Source organism: Streptomyces sp. NPDC032940 (assembly GCF_040636935.1).
In the GTDB taxonomy this organism is placed as follows: Bacteria; Actinomycetota; Actinomycetes; order Streptomycetales; family Streptomycetaceae; genus Streptomyces.
On sequence record NZ_JBEZVJ010000005.1, the window covers coordinates 71,899 to 87,769 of the forward strand.

At 72.3% G+C, this 15,871-nt stretch carries 11 protein-coding genes, 1 tRNA gene and 1 pseudogene; 4 read left to right on the forward strand and 9 right to left on the reverse strand.

What is annotated here, in order from left to right; genetic code table 11:
* Positions 1–33 precede the first annotated feature (33 nt).
* Complete coding sequence (locus AB0E77_RS08930; RefSeq protein ID WP_361567658.1) at positions 34–1,119, reverse strand: DUF1996 domain-containing protein; 1,086 nt, start codon at positions 1,117–1,119, stop codon at positions 34–36.
* 256 nt (positions 1,120–1,375) lie between these two features.
* Between AB0E77_RS08930 and AB0E77_RS08935 the strand changes: the two genes are divergently transcribed.
* A complete protein-coding gene (locus AB0E77_RS08935) occupies positions 1,376–3,193 on the forward strand; it encodes a coagulation factor 5/8 type domain-containing protein (RefSeq protein ID WP_361567661.1) in 1,818 nt (605 codons plus the stop codon).
* A gap of 102 nt (positions 3,194–3,295) precedes the next feature.
* Here AB0E77_RS08935 and fusA read toward each other — a convergent pair whose 3' ends face one another.
* Positions 3,296–5,341 (reverse strand): elongation factor G, encoded by a 2,046-nt coding sequence (gene fusA / locus AB0E77_RS08940; RefSeq protein ID WP_361567663.1) that lies wholly within the window; start codon positions 5,339–5,341, stop codon positions 3,296–3,298.
* A gap of 718 nt (positions 5,342–6,059) precedes the next feature.
* Here fusA and AB0E77_RS08945 point away from each other — a divergent pair.
* Together AB0E77_RS08945 and AB0E77_RS08950 are read left to right on the forward strand one after the other, a co-directional pair.
* On the forward strand, positions 6,060–7,157 hold the full coding sequence (locus AB0E77_RS08945) for a vWA domain-containing protein (RefSeq protein ID WP_361567666.1): 1,098 nt from the start codon (positions 6,060–6,062) through the stop codon (positions 7,155–7,157).
* Positions 7,158–7,221: 64 nt separating this feature from the next.
* The gene (locus AB0E77_RS08950) at positions 7,222–8,592 is read left to right on the forward strand and encodes an SMI1/KNR4 family protein (RefSeq protein ID WP_361567668.1); all 1,371 of its coding nucleotides are present in this window, start codon (positions 7,222–7,224) and stop codon (positions 8,590–8,592) included.
* 137 nt (positions 8,593–8,729) lie between these two features.
* On the opposite strand, the gene AB0E77_RS08955 is transcribed toward AB0E77_RS08950, so the two are convergent.
* Positions 8,730–8,814 (reverse strand) — tRNA-Leu (locus AB0E77_RS08955).
* A gap of 182 nt (positions 8,815–8,996) precedes the next feature.
* The gene (locus AB0E77_RS08960) at positions 8,997–9,941 is read right to left on the reverse strand and encodes an aldehyde dehydrogenase family protein (protein WP_361567670.1); all 945 of its coding nucleotides are present in this window, start codon (positions 9,939–9,941) and stop codon (positions 8,997–8,999) included.
* A gap of 95 nt (positions 9,942–10,036) precedes the next feature.
* Here AB0E77_RS08960 and AB0E77_RS08965 point away from each other — a divergent pair.
* Positions 10,037–10,171 (forward strand): annotated as a pseudogene (locus AB0E77_RS08965) (hypothetical protein); the annotation flags it as partial.
* Between the two features lie 204 nt (positions 10,172–10,375).
* Here the strand turns inward: AB0E77_RS08965 and AB0E77_RS08970 are convergent.
* The 5 genes from AB0E77_RS08970 to AB0E77_RS08990 all read right to left on the reverse strand — a co-directional run bounded on the left by AB0E77_RS08970 (position 10,376) and on the right by AB0E77_RS08990 (position 15,865).
* Positions 10,376–11,587 carry a sugar phosphate isomerase/epimerase family protein gene (locus tag AB0E77_RS08970; protein WP_361567672.1) on the reverse strand — a complete coding sequence of 404 codons (1,212 nt, stop codon included), beginning with the start codon at positions 11,585–11,587 and terminating at the stop codon, positions 10,376–10,378.
* 113 nt (positions 11,588–11,700) lie between these two features.
* Entirely contained in the window at positions 11,701–13,098 is a 1,398-nt protein-coding gene (locus AB0E77_RS08975) for a nucleotide pyrophosphatase/phosphodiesterase family protein (RefSeq protein WP_361567675.1), read from the reverse strand.
* The gene (eboE, locus tag AB0E77_RS08980) at positions 13,095–14,285 is read right to left on the reverse strand and encodes a metabolite traffic protein EboE (RefSeq protein WP_361567677.1); all 1,191 of its coding nucleotides are present in this window, start codon (positions 14,283–14,285) and stop codon (positions 13,095–13,097) included. Before eboE ends, AB0E77_RS08975 begins: the two co-directional genes overlap by 4 nt.
* A gap of 3 nt (positions 14,286–14,288) precedes the next feature.
* A complete protein-coding gene (locus AB0E77_RS08985; RefSeq protein WP_361567680.1) occupies positions 14,289–15,137 on the reverse strand; it encodes a TatD family hydrolase in 849 nt (282 codons plus the stop codon).
* Complete coding sequence (locus AB0E77_RS08990; protein ID WP_361567683.1) at positions 15,137–15,865, reverse strand: EboA domain-containing protein; 729 nt, start codon at positions 15,863–15,865, stop codon at positions 15,137–15,139. Before AB0E77_RS08990 ends, AB0E77_RS08985 begins: the two co-directional genes overlap by 1 nt.
* Between the last annotated feature and the right edge of the window lie 6 nt (positions 15,866–15,871).

Consider the following 15,871-nt stretch of genomic DNA (forward strand, 5'->3'; position numbering starts at 1 on the left):
TCGTCCGGGAGGCGGCCGGGTGGGGGAAGCGGGTCAGGGCAGTTCGTAGTGCTCGTTCAGGGCGGCGCCGGCCTCGGGGTGGGTCTCGTCGTAGCCGCGCGCGTTGCACTGGAGGCCGCCGACGATGCAGTGGTCGACCATGGCCTCGAGGGTGGGCTCGTCCCAGGCGTTGAAGAAGTCGTAGTGGAACGAGTGACTGGCACCGCTGGCCAGCCTCAGCCGGGAGAGGTCGCCGTTGACCGGGAAGGCCATCTTGAACTCGATCATCGGCAGGGCGACCGGATGACTGGCCGGGCAGACGTTGTTGTTGGTGCCGGGGTTGACCACCGGATACGCCATGTGGCTCTTGTGGTCCGGTGTGTCCAGGTGGGTGCCGTCCCAGCAACTGGGCGCCTGGAAACGGATGTTGACCTGGACGTCCGGACGGGACGGGCAGTCCGTGGGGAAGGCGACGTTGAAGAAGCTGTCGCCGCACTCCCAGCCCTCGACGAAGCCGGGGTGGTCGCGGAACTCCTGGGCGCTCTGCATGGGGCTGCCGACGACGTACCTGAGGCCCTTGGGGAAGGGCCGCACGCTGGTGTAGTCGGTGACGCCGGCCTTGTAGTAGATGGTCTGCACGCCCACCGGCAGCACGGGCTGGTCACCGTTGAACATGGTCGGCATCCAGTACCCGGAGCGGTCGCCGGGGGCGAGGCACGTGGTGGTGCCCGCGTCGAGCGAGGCCGTCGTGCTGTTCGCGTCGGTGGTGGTGTTGCCCATGAAGGTGTGGTCGTGCGACTTGCCGGGCTGCTGGGGGTAGACGATCGGGTCGTCGGGCGCGGTGTGGGTGACCGCGCAGTTGGCCTGGAACTCGTGGAAGTAGCGGTGCGGCGGCTCCTTCGTGGACGGGGTGACGCCGGTGACCGGCGGGTTCGCGGGGATGTAGCCGTCGCCGTCCGGGTCCTCGGGCGAGGACGCGGTCGAGACGGTCATGGTGTGACCGGTGCCGGCCGTGTGGACGTGCGCGGCGGCCGGGGCCGGGGTGTCCGCGGCGGCGGCGAGCGTGCCGACGCCGATCGAGGTCAGCAGTAACGCGCTCGCGACGAGGGTGCCGGACAGAACTTTCGATCTCCGTGGCATGGAGACCTCCTGGGGAAGGTCGGTGGGGAATCTCGGAGAGCGCTCTCCCGAGTGGGAGTGTTGGGGCGCGCCGGGAGGGTGTCAAGGGGAGCGGCAGAAGGATCAACGGTTCGGCTGCCCGCACTAGTTGAACGTGACGCCACAGAACTGGCCGCAAGTCTTGACGCGTTGTGCACATGGATGAAACATGCACACCCAGAGAGCGCTCCCAACACCCCCACCACGTTCACTTCCCGAACAAGGAGAGCCGCCCCCCATGCCCTCTTCCCCCACGTCACCCGCCGCGTCCGAGCCCTCCGGCATGCGCCGCCGTGCCCTTCTCGGAGCGGCCGCCGCGGTCCCCGCGCTGGCCGCGCTGCCCGCCGCCGCGTCCGCCGCCACCGGCGGCGCGTCCGCCTCCGCCGGCTCCCGGCGCGGCCCCCGCGCCCTCCCCGGCGGCGGCGACCTCGGACCGAACGTCATCGTCTTCGACCCGTCCACACCGAACATCCAGGGCCGGCTGGACGAGATCTTCCGGCAGCAGGAGTCGGCCCAGTTCGGCACCGGCCGCTACGCCCTGCTGTTCAAGCCGGGCACCTACCACGGCCTCAACGCCCAGCTCGGCTTCTACACGTCCGTCGCGGGCCTCGGCCTCTCCCCCGACGACACGACCATCAACGGCGACGTCACGGTCGACGCCGGCTGGTTCAACGGCAACGCCACCCAGAACTTCTGGCGTTCGGCGGAGAACCTCGCCCTCGTCCCCGTCAACGGCACCAACCGCTGGGCGGTCTCGCAGGCGGCGCCCTTCCGGCGCATGCACGTCCGCGGCGGCCTCAACCTGGCCCCCGACGGCTACGGCTGGGCCAGCGGCGGCTACATCGCCGACAGCCGCATCGACGGCCAGGTCGGGCCGTACTCGCAGCAGCAGTGGTACACCCGGGACAGCTCGGTCGGCGGCTGGCTCAACGCCGTGTGGAACATGGTGTTCTCCGGCGTGGAGGGTGCCCCCGCGCAGAGCTTCCCGGAACCGCCGTACACCACCCTCGACACCACGCCCGTCTCCCGGGAGAAGCCGTTCCTGTATCTGGAGGGCGACGAGTACCGGGTGTTCCTGCCGGAGAAGCGGACCGGCGCCCGCGGCGTCTCGTGGGGCAACGGCACCCCGCGCGGCACCTCGCTGCCGCTGTCGCAGTTCTACGTCGCCCAGCCGGGGGTCTCGGCCGCCACCCTCAACCAGGCCCTGGCGGAGGGCCTCCACCTGCTGCTGACGCCGGGCATCTACCACGTCGACCAAGCCGTCACCGTGAACCGCGCCGGCACGGTGGTGCTGGGCCTCGGTTACGCCACGCTGATCCCCGACAACGGCGTCACCGCCCTCAAGGTCGCCGACGTCGACGGCGTGCGGCTGGCCGGTCTCCTGATCGACGCCGGCCCGGTCAACTCGGCGACACTGCTGGAGGTCGGCCCGCAGGGCGCGTCGCAGGACCACTCGGCCAACCCGACCACCGTCCAGGACGTGTTCGTGCGGATCGGCGGCGCGGGCCCCGGCAAGGCCACCACCAGCATGGTGATCAACAGCCGGCACACCATCGTCGACCACACCTGGGTGTGGCGCGCCGACCACGGCGACGGCGTCGGCTGGGAGACCAACCGCGCCGACTACGGCGTCGTCGTCAACGGCGACGACGTGCTGATCACCGGCCTGTTCGTGGAGCACTTCAACAAGTACGACGTGCAGTGGAACGGCCAGCGGGGCCGCACGATCTTCTTCCAGAACGAGAAGGCGTACGACGCTCCCGACCAGGCCGCGATCCAGAACGGCTCGGTCAAGGGCTACGCCGCCTACAAGGTCGCCGACGGCGTCACCGAGCACGAGGGCTGGGGACTGGGCAGTTACTGCTACTACAACGTGAACCCGTCCATCGTGCAGCACCACGGCTTCGCGGCGCCGAACCGGCCCGGGGTGCGCTTCCACGGGCTGCTGGTGGTGTCGCTGGGCGGCAACGGGCAGTACGAGTGCGTCATCAACGACACGGGTTCGCCCACGTCGGGGACGGACACCGTGCCGTCGAAGGTGGTCCAGTACCCCTGAGGGCGCAGGTACCGAGGTACTACCCCCGAGGGCGGAGCACCGGGGTACCCCCGTCCGGGGGGACGGGGGTACCCCGGCAGGTCTACCGCACCGCCGGCACGCCTACCGCACGGCCCGCGCTGCCGTCGCGGGTGCCGGCGCGTAGCCGGTGGGCCGGGCGGTGAAGGTGCCCCGGCCCTGGGTGCGGCTGCGCAGCCGGGTCGCGTAGCCGAACAGCTCGGCCAGCGGCACGCCGGCCGTGACGACCGCCGCGCCGCCCCGCGTGACGGACCCGGTGACCCGGCCGCGGCGCGCGGCGAGATCGCCGAGCACCCCGCCGACCGCGTCCTCGGGCACGGTGACCGTCACCTCCACGACCGGCTCGAGGAGGACCATCGCCGAGGCCCGCAGGGCGTCGCGCAGGCCCAGCCGGCCGGCGGTGCGGAAGGCCGTGTCCGAGGAGTCCTTCACATGGGTCTGGCCGTCGGTGAGCGTGACCCGCAGACCGGTCACCGGGTGCCCGCCGAGGGGTCCCTCGGCCAGGGCGTCCCGGCAGCCGGCCTCGACGGCCCGGACGAACTCCTGCGGCACGCGCCCGCCGACGACCGCCGAGCGGAACACGAACCCGCCCTCGTCCCACGGTTCGACGTCCAGCACGACGTGCGCGAACTGCCCGGCGCCGCCGTCCTGTTTGACGTGCCGGAAGACGAAGCCGGTCACGCCCTCGCCGACCGTCTCGCGGTACGCCACACCGGGGCGGCCCACGGCGACCTCGACGCCGTGCTCGCGCCGGACCCGCTCCGCCGCGACCTCCAGGTGCAGTTCGCCCATGCCGGACAGCACGGTCTGCCCGGTCTCCGGGTCCGTCCGCACCGCCAGCGAGGGGTCCTCCTCGGTGAGCCGGGCGAGGGCGGTGGCCAGCCGGTCGGTGTCGGCGGACCGGCGGGCCTCCACGGCGACGTGCACGACCGGTTCGGCCACGCCCGGGGGTTCCAGGACGAGCGGGGCGCCCGGCGCGCACAGGGTGGAGCCGGCGCGGGCGGACTTCAGTCCGGTCACGGCGACGATGTCCCCGGCGACCGCCCGCTCCAGCGGGTCGTGCCGGTCGGCCCGCACCCGCAGGATGCGGCCGATCCGCTCGGTGCGACACGTGCCCGCCTCCCACACGGTGTCTCCCTTCTCGATCGTGCCCGAGTACACCCGCAGATACGTCAGCCGTCCCGTCGGGGTCGCGTTGACCTTGAACGCCAGCGCGGCCAGCGGTGCGTCCGGGTCGGCGGCCCGTTCCTGCTCAGTGCCGTCGTGCGTGCCGCGCACCGGCGGTACGTCGGACGGGGACGGCAGGTAGGCCACCACGGCGTCCAGCAGCGGCTCGATGCCGCGGTTGCGGTAGGCCGAGCCGCACAGCACCACCACGGCGTCACCGGCGCGGGTCAGGTCGCGCAGCGCCGCGGCGAGGGTCCCGGCGGTCAGCGTCTCCCGGTCGCAGAACTCCTCCAGCGCGGCCGGATGGCGTTCGGCGACCGCCTCCTCCAGCACCCGCCGCCTGCGCGCCGCCTCCTCGCGCAGGGCGTCCGGCACCGGTCGCTCCTCCGGCGCCTCAGCGCCGTCCGCCCACACCAGCGCACGCATGCGCAGCAGGTCGACGACGCCGGTGAAGCCGCCCTCCGCGCCGATCGGCAGCTGCACGACGAGCGGGGCGGGGTGCAGCCGTTCGCGGACGGAGGCGACGGCCGCGTCGAGGTCGGCGCCGGCCCGGTCCATCTTGTTGACGAACGCGATCCGCGGCACACCGTGCCGGTCGGCCTGCCGCCACACCGACTCGCTCTGCGGCTCGACGCCCGCCACCGCGTCGAACACGGCGACCGCGCCGTCCAGCACGCGCAGCGACCGCTCGACCTCGTCGGCGAAGTCGACGTGGCCCGGGGTGTCGATCAGGTTGATCCGGTGGCCGTCCCAGGAGCAGCTGACGGCGGCGGCGAAGATGGTGATGCCGCGGTCGCGCTCCTGGGGGTCGAAGTCGGTGACGGTGGTGCCGTCGTGGACCTCGCCGCGCTTGTAGGTGGTGCCGGTGGTGTAGAGGATCCGCTCGGTGACGGTGGTCTTGCCCGCGTCGACGTGGGCGAGGATGCCGAGGTTGCGGACGGTGGTGAGGGAAGTGCTGCGCATGGCCGCGTGGCCTTTCGGATGGGTGGTCCTAAACGGGCAGCGCGATTCCCCGGACGGGCGCCGAGCGAGCGTCGCGTTCCGCCAGCCGCCTCACAGGGGGCCGTCGGGATGCGGCGGAGCGTGGTTCAGGCGGACGTCACGGGCATCCGGTACCGGCCGCGCAGCGGGCACCGGACGGTCCGGGACACCAGGATCACCGTGTACCGGGAAGGGGGAGCGACGACGGCGGTGTGGTCACGCACGGCGGTCTCCCCTCACTGGTCCCGGATGCGCGGCCCCGACGGGACCGCGTGTGCTTGCCGGTTGGTGAGTGTAGGGAGGGGTGCGCGGGCGGGGCCACGGAATTTCCGCGGACCGGCGCGCGTGCGGGCACCGTCCGCGTCGGCGCGGGACGCGGGCGGGAGGGAGCGGGCGGGGCCTCCCGGGCCGCCGCACGGTTCAGCGGCACCGCGCGGTTACTCACCCGGGAGTACCAGCACGTCGTCCTCGACGCCGGCCGGCGCCCCGCCGAGCCCGGGGATCGGCGTCACCCACCGCACCTGCCGTGCACGCGAACCCGCAGCTCAGCGCCGTTGTCAGTCCCCCTCCCTAAGGTGGAACCATCATCTGGACGGACCAGGATCCATCCGGGCGTTCACGCCTCGGGTGGACACGTCCGCCTGCGGAAAAGGGCGTTGGGGAGCTCCCCCGACGGCCGAGGGGGAAAGGGATGGACTCGATGAGCGCCACGGTGAAGGACCGGCTGAAGAAGCACTTCGTGAATCATGTCGCTCTCGTCATCGACAAGTCCGGTTCGATGCGGGGCCACTCGGAGCAACTCGTGCGTGTGGTGGACGAGTTCGTGAAGGGCTTGAAGGAGGAGTCCGACCGGCTCGGCCACGAGACCCGGATCAGTCTCTACGCCTTCGACCACCTGGTCGAGAACCTGGTGTGGGACATGGACGTCAAACACCTGCCGTCCATGCGGGGCCTGTACACCGTGGAGAACGGCGCGACGGCGCTGATCCAGGCGTCGGTGAAGGCTCTCGACGACCTCGGCCACATTTGGGAGGAGTACGGCGAGCACAGCTTCCTCCAGGTCGTCGTCACCGACGGTGAGGAGAACGCCTCCGGCGCCGACAGGACGGGTGCTCGGCACGACCTCATGCCCGACGGGCGTGACGTCCTGGAAGAGTGGCGGGGCCGGATCACCGACAAGATGAACGCCCTGCCCGATCACTGGACGTCGGCCATCATGGTGCCGAACTCCCTCGCCAAGCGCACCGCTCAGCAGTACGGCTTCCCGACGGGCAACATCTCGATCTGGGACGCCGACTCGGACCAGGGCGTCGAGGAGGCGATCGGCGCCGTGAAGACGGCCGCCACGAGGTTCCTGCGCGACCGCGAGCAGGGCGTGCGCGGCACCCGGAACCTCTTCGCGATGGGCCAGGACCTGAGCGCGGCGGACGTGAGGTCGAACCTCCAGGCTCTGGACGCCGGCAAGTACGTGCTCATACCGGTGGACCAGCGCACGTCGATCCGCGACTTCGTCACCGGCGCCGGGCATCCGTACAAGACGGGCTGCGCCTTCTACGAGCTGTCCAAGCGCGAGAAGGTCCAGGCCAACAAGCAGATCGCCGTGGCGGAGAAGGACCCGGCCACCGGCCGCACCACCGGGAAGGTGTTCACCGGTCCCGCCGCCCGGCAGCTCCTGGGCCTGCCGTCGACCGAGGTCACGGTGGCGCCGGGGAGCAACGAGGCCTACACCGTGTTCGTCCAGTCGACCTCGGTCAACAGGAAACTGGTCCCGGGCACCAGGCTGCTCGTCCTGCTGTGATCCGTGGCGTCTGCGCCACTCCATGATCCACAATCGGCGGACACACCCTCAGGAGGTCTTTTCCGTGCCCTCGCTCCATGACGTCGCCACCTGGCAGCCCCTGCTGCGCCTCTTGCACGCCGCGCACGCGGACACGCTCTCCGCGCCCGGCGGGCACGTGGCGGGGCAGATCAGTCCCGGTGGGTGGAGTGTCCCCCTGCCGCACCGGCCGCCGCAGCCCGGGCGTGCCTCACTGGTCTCGGACAACCAGGAGCAGTTCGACGCCGTGGGCCTGATCGTCGAGGCGCTCCAGGAGGACGGGAGCGGTGGTGTCTCCTTCGTCGTCGAGGCCTCCTCCACGCCCGGTGGCGTCCGGCTGCACCTGATCGAGCCGAGCTCCTCCACCGAGCCGGGGATCGCCACCGCGCACCCGGGCACGCTCCTCCTCGCGGACGGGGCGCTGCCCGAGCCGCTGCGCCGCCTGCCCCACCCGGTGCCCGGCGCGGTGCCGGCCGCTTCCGCGGACGTGGACCTGCTGCGGCGCACCCTCCGTGAACGGCTCCCGGACGCGGTGGGCGCCTCGGAGGAGGAGCTCGCAGCGGCGGAGGAGCGCCTGGGCGTGCCGTTGCCGCCCGAGCTGAGGGCCCTGTACGAGGTTGTCCGCGGCCGGTACGAGGACTGGGACGACTTCCGGGACCCGTACGACACCATCGGCTGCGACCTGTTCGACCTCGGCGAGGTGTACGTCGCCGACGCGGCGTCCCGCAGGGTGCTGTGGCAGTTCGGCGCCATGTGTGCGGTCGAGACGGGTCCCGAGGACGCGGTGCAGCAGCTCGTCGGCTCGCCTGGCTGGATCGTCTTCGGTGACAACGGCGGCGGCGACCGTATCGCCGTCGACCTCACACCGGGACCGGACGGGCACGTCGGCCAGGTGATCATCATCGGTCACGAGGGGAACATCGGTGCCGGGCTGGTCGCCGACTCCCTCACCGACATGGTCGTCCACCGTCACTTCGACGGCCGTCGGGTCGCGCGGGTCGAACGGCCCCCGTTGGTCGCCCACGTCAACCGTGCCTCCCTGCCCAGCATCGAGGCCGCCGCCCACGCCGGCCTCGAGGTCCTCAGCATCGGGGTGTGGGAGAAGGAGCCCCTCAGCCTCGCCCCCGTCTTCGGTCTGCCGCGCCTGCGGACCCTGAGTGCGTATCCGGGTACGCTCGCCGATCCGCGTGAGATCTCCCGGCTCACCCGCCTCGAGTATCTGGAGCTCCCGCCCGCGGAGTGGCGTGTCCTGCTCGACGCGGGGGCCGTGCCCACCGGTCTTCTCGCCGCCGGCATCGACGCCCACCGACAGCGGGACAACCCGTTGCGGACCATCGCCCTCGCCAACGAGATCCTCACCCTCTACGGCCGGCCGCCGATCACCGGGACCACGGTGCTGGAGGGAGCAGCCGCGTAGGTCAGGTCGTCCGTCAGGGGGGCCGCCGTCCTGCGGCCTTCCCGGTCGGAGCGGGGGCGGGGACGAACCCCTCGGGCGATCAGGATCCCGGAACGCAACGAGGGCCCCGACCGTGTCGGGGCCCTCGTGGAGCGAAGTGTCCGAGGGGGGACTTGAACCCCCACGCCCGATAAAGGGCACTAGCACCTCAAGCTAGCGCGTCTGCCATTCCGCCACCCGGACAAGGTGTCTGCCGCTGCGCGGGGTGTTCCCCGCGGCGACATGGACAACCATACCAAGGTTTCGGAGCGCCTTTCACCTGCGTTTTCGTCCGCCCGGGCGGCGCCGAGGGGCCTCACGGGGGCGATGCCGTCCCGGGTCGCACCGTGGGTGACCCGCTGGTCACCCACGGCACCCACCGGTCGCTACGGCATCAGGTGGTGGTCCGGGAAGTTGCCGGGCAGCCGCTCCCCCGCCGGCCCCCGGGTCACCGTGCGCACCAGCAGCTCGCCGCCGACGAAGGCCCCGCGCCACGAGGCGCCGTGTCCGCCGAACAGCTCGTCGCGGTCGCCGCGCGAGCGCGGGACGCCGTGGCCGGTCTTGAAGGCACGTATCTGCGGCGCCAGCCTGTCGAAGGTGGCCCGGTCGTCCGTGGACAGCGTGGCGACCAGGGCGCCGTTGGAGGCGTTCATCGCGGCGAGCAGCTCGGCCTCGGTGTCGACCAGGACGATGGGGTCGACCGGTCCGAAGGGTTCCGCGTGGTGCAGCGGCGAGGACGGCGGCGGGTCGAGGAGCGTGACCGGTTGCACGTAGGCCGACGTGTCCTGGCCGGGCATTGGGTTGACCTCGACGAGCAGGGCGTCCTCGCGGACCAGGACCTGCCGGAGGCGGAGGAGGACGTCGACGGTCTGCGGGGGCAGCCCGGCGGCCCGCGCGATCTCGGCCGCACTGGCGGTGGTGACGCCCTCGGCGGGGTCGACGGGGATGCGCGCCACCGCCTCGGGGCGCTCGGCCGCGACCTCCTCGATCTCCGTGCCGCCCTCGGCGGAGGCGGTGGCGAGGAAGGCGCCGGCCGTGCGGTCGAGGACGTAGGAGACGGAGAACTCCCGGTCGATGCCGACGGGTCCGGCGAGCATGACGGTGCGGACGGAGTGGCCCTTGATGTCCATGCCGAGGATCCGGCGTACCACCGCCTCGGCCGCGGCCGGGTCTGCGGCGAGCCGCACTCCACCGGCCTTGCCCCGCCCGCCTGTCTTCGCCTGTGCCTTGACGACGACGCGTCCGCCGAGCCGGCGGGCGATCTCGCGGGCCTTCGCGGGCGAGTCGGTGACCTCCGCCCGCGGTACGTCGCGGCCCTGACGGCTGACCACTTCGGCGAGAACAACAACGCCACCAACTACGGGATGGTCTACAGCTCCAAGCTCGTCTCCGGTCTGGGCGCGGGCATGGGTTCCGTGGTCGTCGGCGCCTGGGGTCGGCGATCGTGGGCCTCGGCGACAAGTCGGACCTGGACGAGGACGACCTGCTGACCTGGTTCGGCGAGGACCCGCACACCGAGTGCATCGCGATGCACCTGGAGGACCTCAAGGACGGGCGCGCGGAGCGTTCAGTCCGGCGGGCAGCATCTCGGTCTTCGCCGGGATCGTGGCGCTGTTCCTGCACCCGCGGGGACGCACGAAGGGCAGGCGTGTCACGCCCAGCCCTCGGCCGCTCGGCGAGGGCTGAGCCGGCGCGTTCCGGGTCGCACGGACCGGGCGGCCCCTCCCGCGGGATGCGGAAGGGGCCGCCCGGTCCGTGTCCCTCGTCAGCGGCGGCGCTTGCGCAGGGCCGCCAGGTTGTCATAGCTGATCTTGGCCTCGCGCAGCGACTGCGCGGGGTCGGTGGCGCTCGGGGAGTTGTCGTCCTCGATCATCGGGTTGTGGTAGTTCCGCTGCCCGACCCGGGAGAAGAACGTCGTGTAGTCGATGACGCCGGTGCCGAAGGGGACCATGTCGTAGCCCATGCCGTTGGTGGTGCTGACGACCCCGTCCTTGGCGTGGAACAGCGGGTAACGCTTGTTGTTGCGGACGACGAGACCGGCCGGGTCGAAGACGTTCTTCCGGGTGGAGCCGTCGTGCGCGGTGTACGTGTGGAACTTGTACTGGGCGACGTGCGCCCAGAAGATGTCCATCTCCAGCCAGACCGCCTTCGGGTCGGTGATCTTGAGGAAGTACTCCAGCTTCCGGATGCCGGAGCTGCGGGTCGGGCGGCCCTGGTCGTCCAGCGGGCCGCCGTCGAGCAGGAAGCCGTAGGCGCTGTCGTGGTTGTGGGTGTAGAGCTTGATGCCCTCGCGGCGGGCGATCGCGCCGAGCGCGTTCCACTTGTCGGCGGCCACGTCCCAGTCGGCGCGGTACGAGCTTCCGGTGGGGTCGCCGCCGGTGCCCATGTGGTCCATGCCGAGGATGTTGGCGATCTCCAGGTGCTTCTTGAAGGTGTCCAGGTCCGCCGTGGTCAGCGGCCAGGAGGGCGGGATGAAGCCGTGGTTGCCCTGGGCGCGCAGGCCGTACTCGTCGAGCCAGGAGCGCAGCAGCTTGGCACCTGCCACGGACTCCAGGCTGGCTCCGCCGGGGGCGTTGGGGTGCTGGCCGTATCCGGCGAACTCGACCTGGCGGTAGCCGTGCCGGGCGAGCTGCTTGAACACCTCGCGGAAGCCGGAGGGCAGGTCGCTGGCGAGGGGGTCGCGGGCGGTGGCGTCGCGGACGGTGTAGAGGATGATGCCGCGCTTGTCGGCGGGGACGAGGACCTGCCCGCCGCCGTGTCCGTGGTCGTGCCCGTGGCCTCTGCCGTGGTCCCCGGCGAAGGCGGGGGACGCGCCGAACACGGGCGCTGCGACGGCTCCGGCGGCGACGGCGGTGCAGGTGCTGAGGAAGCGGCGACGGCCGACGCCGAGGCTGCGGCGCAGCGCCTCGTCCGGGCCGGCGGATGCGGTGCGGTCGGCGCCGGCCTCGGTGCGGGAGGAGTCGGGATACAGGGTCACGGGTGCCTGCCTTCTCGCTCGTGGCCTGCCCTGATGCGGCTCGGGCGGGCCGTTGTCAGTGTCGTGTGTTTCACTCTCAGTAGCCGGGGATTCGGGCGTGACCGGTCGGTGCGTCAGCCGAGTCCGGCGAGCCGGAGCAGGAGTTGTTTGACATCGGTGGCCGCTACGCGGTCTCCGACAGCGCGGGGGGTGGAGCAGATGAGGAGCGGACCGTCGTCGTCGCTCGCGGGGAGGCGGCCGTGGCTGCCGCGAATAGGTGAGGCGTCCAGGGGCACGACCGCCATGCGGTAGCGCATGCCGAGCTTCTTGCGGGCCACGGCCGTCGCGGCCTTGACCTTGACGTAGGGGTCGAGCGGGTCCATGAACAGCTCGACCGGGTCGTAGCCGGGTTTGCGGTGGATCTCGACGAGCTGCGCGAAGTCGGGCGCGCGGTCGTCGTCGAGCCAGTAGTAGTACGTGAACCAGGCGTCCGGCTCCGCGACGGCGACGAGTTCGCCGGCTCGGGGATGGTCGAGGTGATGGGTCTTCTTGCCCTCGTCGTCGAGGAGTTGCTCGATGCCGGGAAGGCCGTCGAGGGCGGCTCGGGTGGCGTCGAGGTCCTCGGGGCGGCGGACGTACACGTGGGCGATCTGGTGGTCGGCGACCGCGAAGGCGCGGGAGGCCATCGGGTCCAGGTACTCCATGTCGTCCTGCGTGTGCACCTCGAGCAGTCCGGCGCGGCGCAGGGCGCGGTTGATGTCCACGGGCCGGTTCACACGGGTGATGCCGTACTCGGACAGCGCGACCACGGTGCGGCCCTCGGCGCGAGCGTCGTCGAGGAGCGGGGCGAGGGCCGCGTCCAGGTCGGCGGCGGCCTTGAGGGAGCGCGGGTCGTCGGGGCCGAAGCGCTGGAGGTCGTAGTCGAGGTGAGGGAGGTAGCAGAGGGTGAGATCGGGGTGGCGGGTGGCCGTGATGTGCCGGGTGGCGTCGATGATCCACTGGCTGGAGACCAGGTCGGCGCCGGGTCCCCAGAAGTGGAAGAGGGGGAAGGTGCCGAGCTTGTCGGTGAGTTCGTCGTGCAGGGCCGGGGGCCGGGTGTAGCAGTCGGGTTCCTTGCGGCCGTCGGCGTAGTAGACGGGGCGGGGGGTGACGGTGATGTCGGTGTCGGCGCCCATGGCGTACCACCAGCAGATGTTGGCGACGGTGTAGCCGGGGTGGGCGCGGCGCGCGGCGTCCCAGAGCTTGTCGCCGGCGACCAGGCCGTTGTGCTGGCGCCACAGCAGGACGTCGCCGAGTTCGCGGAAGTACCAGCCGTTGCCGACGATGCCGTGCTCGGACGGCATCGTGCCGGTGAGGAAGGTCGACTGGGCGGCGCAGGTGACGGCGGGCAGGACGGTGCCGAGCGGGGCGCGGGAGCCGGACTGGCCGAGCTGCTTGAGGTGGGGCATGTGGTCGAGGAGACGGGGGGTGAGGCCGACGACGTCCAGGACGAGGAGGGGGGTGGGCCCGCCGGAGGCGGTGGGTCGGGTCATGGCAGTTCCTTCAGGCCGAGGTCGGTCAGCAGGTCGCGGGCGAGGGTGAGCTCGGCGGCGATGCCGTCGGTGAGCTGGGCTCGGGCACGGGGGCGCAGCTCGGGCGGGAGGGCCTGCCAGGTGTAGGTCTCGACCTCCAGGTGCCGGGTGAGCGGGTGCGGGCCGCCGACGAGCCGGGTCAGCGCGGCCTCGAGCACGGGGAGGGTGGAGGTGAGGGGTGCGGCGGGGGCCGCGTGCAGCGGGACGTGGAAGTGGGCGCGCCAGGGTGCGGTGCCGGGCAGCGGGCCGCCGTCGGCCAGGGCCTCGTCGAGGTCGTCCGTGCCCAGCAGGGGCGCGGTCCCGGAGGCGTCGGCGGTGCCGGTGGTGCGGGTCTGGTGCAGGAAGCGGGGTTCGGCGAAGGCCGCGAGCGCTTCGCGGACTTCGGGGAGACGGGGGTGTTCGGCGTGCAGGGCGGCGGAGAGCTGGGACTTGACGACGGGGACGCGGGCCGCGGTCAGGGCGTCCAGGGCGGTGCCCGGGTCCTCGAAGGAGGTGGCGAGGTGGCAGGTGTCGACGCAGACGCCGATGCGGTCGTGGCCGATCGCGGTGAGCGGGGCGATGGCGTCGCGGGTGGTCTCCACGACGCAGCCGGGCTCGGGTTCGAGGCCGATGCGGATGGAGCGGCCGGTGAGTTCCTCGAGGGCGTCGAGGCGTTCGGCGAGGGTGACCAGGGCGCTCCGGGCCTTGTCGGCGCGGGTGTCGTCGTAGGCGGTGCGCCAGGCCAGCGGCAGGGTGGAGATGGTGCCGTCGGTGACGTCGTCGGGCAGCAGGCCGGCGAGGACGCGGGCGAGGGAGGTGGTGTGGTCGAGACGCTCGGGGTCGGCCCAGTCGGGAGAGTACACGCGGTACTTGACCTCTTCGGCGCCGAAGCCCTGGTAGGGGAAGCCGTTGAGGGTGACGACCTCCAGGCCGCGCCGGTCGAGTTCGGTGCGCAGGCCGCGCAGCGCCGAGGGGTCGGTGACCAGGGCGTGGGCCGCGTCGCGGGCGAGCCACAGGCCGATGCCGAGGCGGTCGCGGCCCAGGCGCTTGCGCACGGGTTCGCAGTGGTCGCGGAGCTGGGCGAGGACACCGTCGAGGGTCTCGGCGGGGTGGACGTTGGTGCAGTAGGCGAGGTGGACGGTGGTGCCGTCGGGGTGCCGGAAGCGCATCGCTCACTCCCCGCCGCGCAGGATGGAGTTGCCCTCGTGGGTGGCGTCCACCGACGTCACGTCGAGTTCCAGGCGCCCGCTGAGCCCGTAGAAGGCGACGGGGTTGCGCCACAGCACCCGGTCCACGTCGTCCTCGGTGAAGCCCTCGGCGAGCATCAGGTCGCCGACCTTGCGGGTCTTGAGCGGGTCGCTCTTCCCCCAGTCGGCGGCGGAGTTCACCAGGACCCGTTCCGGGCCGTAGGCGCGCAGGAGGGCGACCATGCGGGCCTCGTCCATCTTGGTGTCCGGATAGACGGAGAAGCCGAGCCAGGCACCGCTGTCCTTTGCCTCCGCGACGGTGGTCTCGTTGAGGTGGTCGACCAGGACCCGGTCGGTGGGCAGGGCGGACTCGCGGACCACGTCGAGGGTGCGGCGCAGGCCGGCCAGCTTGTCGCGGTGCGGGGTGTGCACGAGGGCGGGCAGGCTGTGGTCGGCGGCGAGCTGGAGCTGGGCGGCCAGGGCCTTGTCCTCGGCGGGGGTCATCGAGTCGTAGCCGATCTCGCCGACGGCCACGACACGGTCCTTGACGAGGTAGCGGGGCAGTTCGTCCAGGACGGGCAGGCAGCGCGGGTCGTTGGCCTCCTTGGGGTTGAGGGCGATCGTGCAGTGGTGGGCGATGCCGTACTGGGCGGCGCGGAAGGGCTCCCAGCCGAGGAGGGCGTCGAAGTAGTCGCGGAAGGAGTCGGGAGAGGTGCGGGGCTGGCCGAGCCAGAAGGAGGGCTCGACGACGGCGCGGACTCCCGCGGCGTGCATGGCCTCGTAGTCGTCGGTGGTGCGGGAGGTCATGTGGATGTGGGGGTCGAAGATGCGCATCAGGACTCCTTGCCGTGGGGGTCGGCCGTGCCGTGCGAGGAGCGCGCGGCCCCGGTCAGGGCCAGGACGCGGTGCAGGTCGTCGGGGACGGGACGGCCGGCCGCGGTGCGTTCGGCGGCGTAGTCGGCGAGCATGCGGGCGAGTTCGGTGTCCGCGCCGGCCCGCCGCTCCAGGTCCGCCACCTGGTCGACGGGGACGCCGGTGAACAGGCACTTCAGCACGGCATGCCGCCACTGGTGGGCGTCCAGGTGCCGGGCGGCGTACGGGCCGAGGGCGGCGGCGACCAGCCGGGTGTCGTTGGTGCGCAGGGCGTCCTCGACGAGCGGCAGGGCGTCGGGGCCGGGCACGAGGTGGGGCAGTGCCTGGAGGACGGCGCGGCGTTCGTCGGCGGTGCCCTGCGCGTACACCCGGGACAGGACGCCGGCGTCGGCGCGGGCCGCGTGCAGGATGAGGACGCGGGCGGCGTCGGCGTGGGCGGGGCCGCAGCGGCGGCCGGCCTCGGCGAGGCGCAGCTCCCAGACGGAGATGGGGCCGTGGGCGCCGGGGTGGGCGGCTGCCTCGTCGAGGGCCTGGTCGAGCCAGGCGCGGGCGGCCGGGGCGAGCCGGGCGGTGAGGACGGCGTGCAGGCCGGCCGGCGCGAGGTGGGCGGGGGTGGTGCCCTGCGCGGCGTGCTCGGCGGGGGTGCCATCCGTGTCCCGGGTGCGGTGGGTGGCGTGGGATCTGGTCATGGGATG

What these genes read in the sequence shown, in the direction of transcription:
- AB0E77_RS08990 (WP_361567683.1), bottom strand. Translation starts at nt 15,865, where the DNA reads ATGACCAGATCCCACGCCACCCACCGCACCCGGGACACGGATGGCACC.
- AB0E77_RS08930 (WP_361567658.1), bottom strand. Translation starts at nt 1,119, where the DNA reads ATGCCACGGAGATCGAAAGTTCTGTCCGGCACCCTCGTCGCGAGCGCG.
- AB0E77_RS08945 (WP_361567666.1), top strand. Translation starts at nt 6,060, where the DNA reads ATGAGCGCCACGGTGAAGGACCGGCTGAAGAAGCACTTCGTGAATCAT.
- AB0E77_RS08935 (WP_361567661.1), top strand. Translation starts at nt 1,376, where the DNA reads ATGCCCTCTTCCCCCACGTCACCCGCCGCGTCCGAGCCCTCCGGCATG.
- eboE (WP_361567677.1), bottom strand. Translation starts at nt 14,285, where the DNA reads ATGCGCTTCCGGCACCCCGACGGCACCACCGTCCACCTCGCCTACTGC.
- AB0E77_RS08985 (WP_361567680.1), bottom strand. Translation starts at nt 15,137, where the DNA reads ATGCGCATCTTCGACCCCCACATCCACATGACCTCCCGCACCACCGAC.
- fusA (WP_361567663.1), bottom strand. Translation starts at nt 5,341, where the DNA reads ATGCGCAGCACTTCCCTCACCACCGTCCGCAACCTCGGCATCCTCGCC.
- AB0E77_RS08975 (WP_361567675.1), bottom strand. Translation starts at nt 13,098, where the DNA reads ATGACCCGACCCACCGCCTCCGGCGGGCCCACCCCCCTCCTCGTCCTG.